This is a genomic window from Streptomyces niveiscabiei (assembly GCF_001419795.1).
Lineage (GTDB): Bacteria > Actinomycetota > Actinomycetes > Streptomycetales > Streptomycetaceae > Streptomyces > Streptomyces niveiscabiei.
Map to the genome: position 1 here is coordinate 1 of NZ_LIRL01001003.1, position 6,572 is coordinate 6,572.

The following is a 6,572-nucleotide window of genomic DNA, read 5'->3' on the forward strand; positions in this document are numbered from 1 at the left end:
GTGCAGCGGGTGCCGTAGGCGGGGCAGTCCGTGGGGACGCGGGCGCCGGTGAGGATGGCGCCCGCGATGCAGGCCGGGTCCTCGACGGGGTGCAGGTCGCCCACGTCGAAGCGGGTCACCGCGTCGAACCGGGCGTACGGGGCGGCGAGTCCGAGTCCGCTGTCGGGCAGCGCGCCCAGCCCCCGCCAGGCTCGGTCGGTGACCTGGAAGACGGTGCGGACGGCGTCCTGGGCGGCGGTGTTGCCGGTACGGCGCACGGCGCGCGCGTACTGGTTGGTCACCTCGTGCCGGCCGGTCTCCAGCTGCTCCACGGCCATCAGGACGCCCTCCAGGAGGTCGAGCGGTTCGAAGCCGGTGACGACGATGGGCACCCGGTAGCGGGCGGCGATGGGTTCGTAGGCGCGCCAGCCGGTCACCGCGCACACGTGTCCGGCGGCGAGAAACGCCTGGACCTCGCAGTCGGGGTCGTCGAGCAGTGTGGTCATCGCCGGGGGCACCAGCACGTGGCTGACCAGCATCGAGAAGTTGGTGAGGCCCAGGCGCGCCGCGTGCAGGACGGCCGTGGCGGCGGCGGGCGCCGTCGTCTCGAAGCCGACGGCGAGGAACACCACCTGCCGGTCGGGGTGGCGGGCGGCGAGGCGGACGGCGTCCATGGGGGCGTACACGACGCGGACGTCGGCGCCACGGGCGCGCAGGGACAGCAGGTCGGTGGTGGTGCCGGGGACGCGCAGCATGTCGCCGAAGCTGGTGAAGGTGACGCCGGGGCGGGCGGCGATCGCCATGGCCCGGTCGAGGGTCTCCAGCGGGGTGACGCAGACCGGGCAGCCGGGGCCGTGGATCATCCGCATGCCGGCGGGCAGGAGTTCGTCGATGCCCTGGCGGACCAGGGTGTGGGTCTGGCCGCCGCACACCTCCATGATCCGCCAGGGGCGGGTGGCGGTGGCCCGCAGCGCCTCCAGCAGGCGGCGGGCGAGGACGGGGTCGCGGTACTCGTCGAGGTATTTCACCGGTCCCCCGTGGTGTGCACGATCCTCAGGTCGAGGAAGTGGGTGGAACAGGAGATGCACGGGTCGTGGTTGCGGATCGCCCGCTCGCACAGGTCCGTCAGCTCCTCGTCGCCGAGGTTCTGTTCGCTCACGGCCCGCTGGGCGAGGCGGCGCAGGTCGGCCTCGATCGCGCCCTGGTTCTGCGCGGTCGGCGGGACCATGACGGCGTCGGTGACGATGCCGCGCTCGTCGAATGCGTAGCGGTGGTAGAGGAGGCCGCGCGGGGCCTCGGTGGCGCCGTGTCCGACGCCGGCGACGGGCGGGACCTCGGTGTACGGGCGGGCGGGGGGCTCGTACGCGGTGATGATCCTGAGGGCTTCCTCCAGCGCGTACACGACCTCCACGGCCCGCACCAGGATCGAGCGGTACGGGTTGCGGCACACGGCGCCCTCGCGGGGGTCCCCGAGTCCGGCCTCGACGGCGGCCTGCCGGGCCAGCGGGGACAGGCGGCGGCCCCCCACCGCGAACCGGGCGAGGGAGCCGGTGAGGTGGGTGCGGCCGTCGAGCCGGGAGTGCAGGGCGGTGGAGTGCGCCACGTGCGTCTCGCGGACGCGCTGGGTGAAGTCCCGCAGCGGGAAGGAGCCGGTGGTGCCGTCGGCGCGCAGGACGGTCGGGGTGCCGCCCTCGATCGCGTAGGTGTCCGGGGCGGCCAGGGCGAGGAGGTCGGCGTCGGTGCGGGCGTCGGGGAAGTCGAATCCGGCCGTCCAGCGCACGGTCTCCCAGGCGTCGTCGAGCGCGCGCCTCAGCTCCGGTTCCAGGGCGCGCAGTTCTCCGCGCGAGGGGGTCCGGTGGAACCCGCCGAGGCGGACGTTCACCGGGTGGATCGCGCGTCCGCCGAGGAGTTCCAGCAGGGAGTTGCCGGCCTTCTTCAGTCTGAGGCCGCGCTCCACGTCGGCGCGGTGGGTGCGGGCCAGTTCGATCGCGCCGCTGCGGCCGAGGAAGTCGGGGGCGTGCAGCAGGTAGATGTGCAGGGTCTGGCTCTCGATCCACTCGCCGCAGTACAGGAGTCTGCGCAGGGCGCGGATCGCCGGGTCGACGTGCACCCCGCAGGCGTCCTCGATCGCCGCGCAGGCGCTCATCTGGTAGGCCACCGGGCAGATCCCGCAGACCCGGGCGGTGATGTCGGGCGGCTCGGTGTAGGACCGGCCGCGCAGGAACGCCTCGAAGTAGCGGGGCGGTTCGTAGATCTCCAGGCGCGCCTCGGTGACCGTGCCGTCGTGGACGCGCAGGCTCAGCGCGCCCTCGCCCTCGACCCGGGAGAGCGCGCCGACGTACAGGACGCGGGAACCTTGGTGTGTCACGGGTTCGGCTCCTTGTCGAGGGCGGCGAAGGCGGCTGCGTTGAAGGTGTGCAGGAAGCGTGAGACGGCGTCCTCGTCGAGGCCGTCGCGGCGCAGCAGCGGGATCAGGGCGGGCAGGTTCACCGACCCGGACGGCCCGAAGCAGCCGAAGCAGCCGCGCCGGTAGGCGGGGCACAGGGCGCCGCAGCCGGCCTGGGTGACGGGGCCGAGGCAGGGGGTGCCGTCGGCGACGGTGACGCAGACCGTGCCGCGCCGCTTGCACTCGAAGCACACGCTGTGCCCGGGGATGTCGGGTGTACGGCCGGCGAGGTACGCGGTGATCACTTCGAGGAGCTGACGCCGGTCGACGGGGCAGCCGCGCAGTTCGAAGTCGACGTCCACGTGGGCCGAGACCGGGGTGGAGGTGGCCAGGGTGGAGATGTACTCGGGGTGGGCGTAGACCACGCGCCGGTAGGCGTCGACGTCGGCGAAGTTCCTGAGGGCCTGGATTCCTCCGGCGGTCGCGCACGCCCCGATCGTGACGAGCCGGCGGGACGCGGCGCGGATGGCGCGGACGCGTTCGGCGTCCTCGGGGGTGGTGACGGAGCCCTCGACGAGCGTCAGGTCGTAGGGGCCCGGCTCGACCGCGCTGGTCGCCTCCAGGAAGTGGGCGATGCGCACCTCGCCGGCGAGGCCGAGGAGTTCGTCCTCGCAGTCCAGCAGGGTGAGCTGGCAGCCGTCGCAGGAGGCCAGTTTGAACACGGCGAGCGTGGGGGTGTCACGTCGGCTCATCAGATTCCTCCGTGGATACTCCGCCGTTCACGGCGGAGAGGAAACGGACTCCTGTGGAGCAGAGCAGGGAGCGGGGTTTCGCCGCCAGGGCGAAAGGCCGTGTTCTGACCAGCAGGTTTGATCCTTATGTGCGGTCTCACTAGTTTGTGAGGGTGACCACGGCGCATGTGAAGCGGGCATTCAAGTACCGCTTCTGTCCCACGGACGAGCAGGCGGCCGAGCTGTCGCGTACGTTCGGCTGCGTCCGCAAGGTCTACAACCTGGCGCTCGCCGCCCGCACAGAGGCATGGACACGGCAGGAGCGTGTGAACTACAACGCCACGTCGGCGATGCTGACGACGTGGAAGAAGACCGAGGAACTGGCGTTCCTCAACGAGGTCTCCTCCGTGCCGCTCCAGCAATGCCTGCGGCACCTCCAGGCTGCGTTCACCAGTTTCTTCGGTAAGCGGGCGAAGTACCCGCGCTTCAAGTCGAAGAAGAAGTCCCGCAAGTCCGCCGAGTACACCACCAGCGGTTTCCGCTTCCGCGACGGCGAGCTGACGCTGGCCAGGATGCGCGGGCCCCTGGACATCGTCTGGTCCCGGCCGCTGCCGGAGGGTGCGAAGCCGTCCACGGTGACCGTCTCGCAGGACGCGGCCGGGCGCTGGTTCGTGTCGATGCTGTGCGAGGACCCGTCCGTGAAACCGCTCCCTGCCACCGGCGACGCCGTGGGCGTGGATGTCGGTCTGGACCACCTGCTGACCCTGTCCACCGGGGAGAAGGTCGCCAACCCCCGGCATGAGCGAACCGACCGCGCCCGCCTTGCCCTGGCCCAGCGCCGCATGGCGAAGAAGACCAAGGGGTCGGCGAACCGGGCCAAGGCCCGGCAGAGGGTCGCCAGGATTCACGCCAGGATCGCCGACCGCAGGCGTGACGGCCTGCACAAGCTGACCACTCGTCTCGTTCGTGAGAACCAAACGATCGTGATCGAGGACCTGGCAGTACGCAGCATGGTCAGGAACCGGAGCCTGGCCCGCGCCATCAGTGATGCCGCGTGGGCCGAGTTCCGAAGTCTGCTGGAGTACAAGGCCGCCTGGTACGGGCGGGAAGTGATCGCGGTGGACCGCTTCTTCCCCTCGTCCAGGCTGTGCTCCGTCTGCGGCACCTTGCGGGAGAGGATGCCGCTGCACGTCCGCACCTGGACATGCGACAGCTGTGGCACGACCCATGACCGGGACGTGAACGCGGCGAAGAATCTGCTGGCCGCCGGACGGGCGGTGTCGGCCTGTGGAGCTGGTGTAAGACCTCAACGGAGTACTCCGGGCAGGCAGTCGGCGATGAACCAGGAAGTCTTACGGCGCGAGCCGTAAGAATCTCCTCCCTTCAGGGAGGAGAGCGTCAACTCACAGCTCCCTCACCGACAGCAGGGGTTCGGCCCGGTCCCAGCCGACGACCGGGCCGTCCCGGCACACCAGGAGGGGGCCGAGCTGGCAGTGGCCGCAGTGGCCGGTCGCACAGCGCATGTTGCGTTCCAGGGAGACGCGGACGCGCTGCGGGGGCACGCCGAGGTGGACGAGGTCGCGGGCGGTGGCGCGGATCATCGGCTCGGGTCCGCAGACGAACGCCCAGGCGCGGGCGGGGTCGAAGGGGGCCCGGTCCAGGAGGCGGGTCACCACGCCGACGTCCCCGTCCCAGTGCGGGCCGGGCCGGTCGACGGTCACCCCGGTGTACGCGGTGCGCCATTTCTCCAGGTCGTCGCGGGCGATCAGGTCGGCGGGGGTGCGGGCTCCGGCGAGGACGCTGATCCGGCCGTAGCGGCCGGGTTCGGCGAGCGCTTCGAGGATCAGGGGGCGCAGCGGGGCGAGGCCGATGCCGCCGGCCACGACGAGGACGTCCCGGCCGTGCGCCCGCTCCGGCTCCCAGCCGGTGCCGTAGGGGCCGTGCACGCCGAGGACGTCCCCGACGCGGGCCTCGCACAGCCCGGCGGAGACCGCGCCGACGGCGCGCACGGTGTGTGCGAGGCCGCCGGTGGACTGGACGGAGCTGACCGACAGGGGGATCTCGCCGCGGCCGAAGCAGTGCACCATCGCGAACTGGCCGGGCGTGAACGCGGCGAGCGCCTCGCCGACGGGTTCGATGCGCAGGGTGACCGTGTCCGCGGTCTCGACGCGCCGGTCGGTCACCACGTGCGGGACGGGCAGGCCATTCATGGGGCGCCTCCCGTGCCGGTGGTGCCGTACAGGTCGACGAGGCGGGTGCGGGCGGCTGCGAGGCGCCCGGACAGCACCTGGCCGACCCACTGGCCGACCGCCCGCCCGAAGCCGGCGTCCTGGTCGCACATCCGGCGCACGGCGACGGCGTCGAAGGCGTACGCGCGCACCGGGGCGGTGGCGGTGGCGCCGAGCTGCCAGACGTACGGCTCGAAGAGCCAGGAGCAGCCGACCAGGTCCCCGGCGCCGAGGGTCTCGACGACGGCGGCGCGGCGGCCGGGGATGTGCATGTCCAGGGCGACGGTGCCCTCGCGCAGGACCCAGAAGCGGTCCGCGTACTCGCCCTCGCCGAAGAGCCTGGTACCGGGGCGCAGGTCGGCCGCGCCGGCGGTCCGCAGGAGCCGCTCGCGGTGCTCGTCGCCCAGCGCCCTCGTCATGCGCAGCCTGCTCGCGACGGTCATCGGGGCGTCTCCGTCCCGCGTTCGGCGTCCAGGGCGGCGACCTCTTCGGTGAGGTCGATGCCGACCGGGCACCAGGCGATGCACCGGCCGCAGCCGACGCAGCCGGAGCTGTCGAACTGGTCGTGCCAGGTGGAGAGTTTGTGGGTGAGCCACTGCCGGTAGCGGGAGCGGCCCGAGGCGCGGACCGGCCCGTCGTGCAGGTGGGAGAAGTCCAGGTCGAAGCAGGAGTCCCAGCGCTGCCAGCGCTCGGTGTGGTCGCCGGTGAGGTCGGTGACCTCCTCGGTGGTGACGCAGAAGCAGGTGGGGCAGACCATGGTGCAGTTGCCGCAGGTCAGGCAGCGTGCGGCGACGTCGTCCCAGCGCTCGGCCTCCGGGCTCCCGCCGAGCAGGACGCGTACGTCGACCGGGGGCAGCGCGCGGCCCATCCGGTCGCGGGCCGCGTCCACGGCGCCCCGGGCGACGCTCTCGGTGGCGGCATCGGCCCGCCGGTGCGGTACGGCGTCCAGCAGCCGGGCGCCCTCCTCGCTGCCGGCGCGGGCCAGGAAGCGGTGTCCGGCGTCGTCCACGACCTCGGTGAGCGCCAGGTCGTAGCCGGGGTCGGCCGCGGGGCCGCCGCCGGTGGAGACGCAGAAGCAGGTCGCGCCGGGTTCGGTGCATTCGGCGGCGATGAGCAGGGCGCGCCGCCTGCGCCGGCCGTACCCGGTGTCCTGGTACCGGCCGCCGGTCAGGACCCGGTCCTGGATGGCGATGGCCCGCAGGTCGCAGGGGCGTACGCCGAGGAACGCGTAGGCGGGGGGTTCGGGGT

At 72.6% G+C, this 6,572-nt stretch carries 7 protein-coding genes; 1 reads left to right on the forward strand and 6 read right to left on the reverse strand.

What is annotated here, in order from left to right; translation table 11 throughout:
• The 3 genes from hypD to AOK24_RS38680 all read right to left on the reverse strand — a co-directional run.
• Positions 1 to 1,007: hydrogenase formation protein HypD (gene hypD, locus AOK24_RS38670; protein ID WP_055724611.1), on the reverse strand; the 1,007-nt coding region annotated here is incomplete at its 3' end.
• Positions 1,004 to 2,347, reverse strand: a complete 1,344-nt coding sequence (locus AOK24_RS38675) for a Ni/Fe hydrogenase subunit alpha (RefSeq protein ID WP_055724612.1) — start codon at positions 2,345 to 2,347, stop codon at positions 1,004 to 1,006. The genes AOK24_RS38675 and hypD, both read right to left, overlap by 4 nt.
• Positions 2,344 to 3,117 (reverse strand): NADH-quinone oxidoreductase subunit B family protein, encoded by a 774-nt coding sequence (locus tag AOK24_RS38680; protein WP_055724613.1) that lies wholly within the window; start codon positions 3,115 to 3,117, stop codon positions 2,344 to 2,346. Before AOK24_RS38680 ends, AOK24_RS38675 begins: the two co-directional genes overlap by 4 nt.
• A 152-nt stretch (positions 3,118 to 3,269) precedes the next feature.
• Here AOK24_RS38680 and AOK24_RS38685 point away from each other — a divergent pair, with 152 nt between their 5' ends.
• Complete coding sequence (locus tag AOK24_RS38685; RefSeq protein ID WP_079057219.1) at positions 3,270 to 4,466, forward strand: RNA-guided endonuclease InsQ/TnpB family protein; 1,197 nt, start codon at positions 3,270 to 3,272, stop codon at positions 4,464 to 4,466.
• A 33-nt stretch (positions 4,467 to 4,499) separates the two neighbouring features.
• Here the strand turns inward: AOK24_RS38685 and AOK24_RS38690 are convergent, their stop codons facing one another.
• The 3 genes from AOK24_RS38690 to AOK24_RS38700 all read right to left on the reverse strand — a co-directional run.
• Positions 4,500 to 5,306 (reverse strand): FAD/NAD(P)-binding protein, encoded by an 807-nt coding sequence (locus AOK24_RS38690; protein WP_055724615.1) that lies wholly within the window; start codon positions 5,304 to 5,306, stop codon positions 4,500 to 4,502.
• Complete coding sequence (locus AOK24_RS38695) at positions 5,303 to 5,767, reverse strand: Crp/Fnr family transcriptional regulator (RefSeq protein ID WP_055724616.1); 465 nt, start codon at positions 5,765 to 5,767, stop codon at positions 5,303 to 5,305. The genes AOK24_RS38690 and AOK24_RS38695 overlap by 4 nt, the downstream gene beginning before the upstream one ends.
• The coding region (locus tag AOK24_RS38700; protein ID WP_055724617.1) for a 4Fe-4S dicluster domain-containing protein at positions 5,764 to 6,572 on the reverse strand (809 nt) is incomplete at its 5' end. The genes AOK24_RS38700 and AOK24_RS38695, both read right to left, overlap by 4 nt.

Excerpts from the sequence above, each read along its gene's own strand:
- AOK24_RS38690 (WP_055724615.1), bottom strand. The coding sequence starts at position 5,306 with ATGAATGGCCTGCCCGTCCCGCACGTGGTGACCGACCGGCGCGTCGAG.
- AOK24_RS38680 (WP_055724613.1), bottom strand. The coding sequence starts at position 3,117 with ATGAGCCGACGTGACACCCCCACGCTCGCCGTGTTCAAACTGGCCTCC.
- AOK24_RS38695 (WP_055724616.1), bottom strand. The coding sequence starts at position 5,767 with ATGACCGTCGCGAGCAGGCTGCGCATGACGAGGGCGCTGGGCGACGAG.